Source organism: Moorena sp. SIO3H5, from assembly GCF_010692395.1.
Classification (GTDB): domain Bacteria; phylum Cyanobacteriota; class Cyanobacteriia; order Cyanobacteriales; family Coleofasciculaceae; genus Moorena.
Map to the genome: position 1 here is coordinate 1 of NZ_JAAHHS010000024.1, position 2,450 is coordinate 2,450.

General features: G+C 46.8%; 2 protein-coding genes and 2 pseudogenes. All 4 read left to right on the forward strand.

Translation table 11 applies throughout. The features are described from left to right. Positions 1–119: 119 nt before the first annotated feature. Positions 120–518: pseudogene (locus F6K52_RS04185) on the forward strand (transketolase); the annotation flags it as partial. 33 nt (positions 519–551) lie between these two features. Further along, a complete protein-coding gene (locus F6K52_RS04190) occupies positions 552–1,391 on the forward strand; it encodes a UbiD family decarboxylase (protein ID WP_293074465.1) in 840 nt (279 codons plus the stop codon). Between the two features lie 79 nt (positions 1,392–1,470). Next, the gene (locus tag F6K52_RS04195) at positions 1,471–1,815 is read left to right on the forward strand and encodes a hypothetical protein (protein WP_293074462.1); all 345 of its coding nucleotides are present in this window, start codon (positions 1,471–1,473) and stop codon (positions 1,813–1,815) included. A 268-nt stretch (positions 1,816–2,083) separates the two neighbouring features. After that, positions 2,084–2,450 (forward strand): annotated as a pseudogene (locus F6K52_RS04200) (RNA-guided endonuclease TnpB family protein); the annotation flags it as partial.

The following is a 2,450-nucleotide window of genomic DNA, read 5'->3' on the forward strand; positions in this document are numbered from 1 at the left end:
AATTACCTGAAGGTTGGGCGGATGCACTACCTAAATATACTCCTGAAAGCAAGAAGGATGCTACTCGTAACCAGTCTGGTGCAACGCTTAACGCGATCGCTGGAGTTTTACCAGAATTAATTGGTGGTTCGGCTGACTTAACCCACTCCAACCTGACAGAAATCAAAACCGATGGGGATTTCCAAAAAGGAGAATACCTCAATCGCAACGTCCACTTTGGCGTGCGGGAACATGGTATGGGCGCAATTTGTAACGGTATGGCCCTCCATGGTTCGGGATTAATTCCCTATGGAGCCACATTCTTAATCTTCACCGATTATATGCGTGCTGCCATTCGTTTATCTGCCATTTCCCAAGCCGGTGCCATTTGGGTAATGACCCACGATTCCATTGGACAAGGGGAAGATGGACCAACCCACCAACCAGTGTAAACCCTAGCTTCCCTCCGGGCAATTCCCAACTTGGCTGTGATTCGTCCTGCGGATGGAACCGAATGTTCTGGTGCTTATAAAGTCGCGATCGAAAGAGCCAAGGACAATGCACCCACACTATTGGCATTCACCCGTCAAGCTATTCCTAACTTTACAGCTACTTCCATGGAAGGGGTTGCTAAAGGTGCATACACAGTAGTAGATTGTCAAGGTANCTTAGATTTAGAAGTACCAGCGGATTCGGAGTTTGTCCTGGAAGGCACGATTACTCCAGGGGAAATGTTGCCAGATGGTCCCTTTGGTGACCACATGGGGTATTACGGTGGAGTGGAGGATTCCCCCTTGATTCGCTTCCACTGTATGACTCACCGCAAGGATCCGATTTATTTAACTACCTTTAGTGGGCGTCCACCGAAAGAAGAAGCGATGATGGCGATCGCACTCAATCGGATTTATACCCCGATCCTGCGGCAACAAGTCTCAGAAATTGTGGATTTCTTCTTGCCCATGGAAGCTCTGAGTTATAAAGCGGCCATTATTTCCATTAAGAAAGCCTATCCAGGACAAGCGCGACGGGCTGCTTTGGCGTTTTGGAGTGCCTTGCCTCAATTTACTTACACCAAGTTTGTGATTGTGGTGGATGAGACTATTAATATTCGCGACCCCCGTCAAGTGGTGTGGGCGATTAGTTCTAAAGTTGACCCAGTGCGGGATGTCTTTATTTTGCCTAATACTCCCTTTGATAGTTTGGATTTTGCTAGTGAAAAGATTGGCTTAGGGGGACGGATGGGTATTGATGCTACTACTAAGATTCCACCGGAAACGGAACATGAATGGGGTGCAACGTTGGAGTCAGATGGGGATGTAGCAGCGATGGTAGACCGGCGTTGGGCTGAGTATGGGTTAGGGGATTTGGATTTGAAAGATGTTGACCCCAATTTGTTTGGGTATGATATGTGATTTATACATCAGTGGTCAGTGGTCAGCGGTTAGCGGTCAGTGGTCAGCGGTTAGCATCAATATAGATGACTAGAAAGCGTTGCTGAATCTTCGGATGAATAGCAGTAGAGTGGGCATCCTGCCCGCGCGAAAATATCTTGAAACTGGCAAGATGCCAGTTCTACCAAGATGCCAGTTCTACCAAGATGCCAGTTCTACCAAGATGCCCATTCTACCAAGATGCCAGTTCTACCAAGATGCCCATTCTACCAAGATGCCAGTTCTACCAAGATGCCCATTCTACCAAGATGCCAGTTCTACCAAGATGCCAGTTCTACAGGTGCGACCCGTGGCGAATTTAATTCTTAATGCGAAACTGGCAAGATGCCAGTTCCACCAAGATGCCCATTCTACAGGTGCGACCCGTGGCGAATTTAATTGTTAATGGGAAACTGGCAAGAGCTTGAATTTGTTATGCTCCCTGAGTAACTGCTGAATCCATTGCCGATACTGGTTTAGTCGCTCCATTTGACAATTACCTAAAAACAACAAGAATGCTCCCGCCACAGTCGCAGACTTGGCGGTGAGATGAATTGTTGGCTAAAAACGAGACACCCCTTAACTGAATCAAACCATAGGTTTGACAAGGCGAGGGGTAGTTGAGTTTTTAGCAATATTCGTGATATTATTACGTCAGCGATTTCGACGTAATAATGCTGGTATTTGAGGCAAAGCTGGAAGGAACAAAACAACAGTACCAATCCCTGGACGAGGCGATTAGAACTGCTCGTTTTGTTCGTAATGCTTGCCTGAGATACTGGATGGATAACCGAGACATTGGCAGATACCACTTGAGTGCCTATTGCGCTGTACTCGCTGCCGACGAAAACTTTCCCTGGGTGAATAAACTTAACTCTATGGCTCGACAAGCTTCTGCCGAAAGGGCATGGAGTGCAATTGCAAGATTCTTTGACAACTGCAAGAAGAATAAACCAGGAAGAAAGGGTTATCCACGATTCAAAAGGGAACAAACTCATGGTTCTGTGGAGTACAAAACTAGTGGTTGGCGTTTGTCTGACG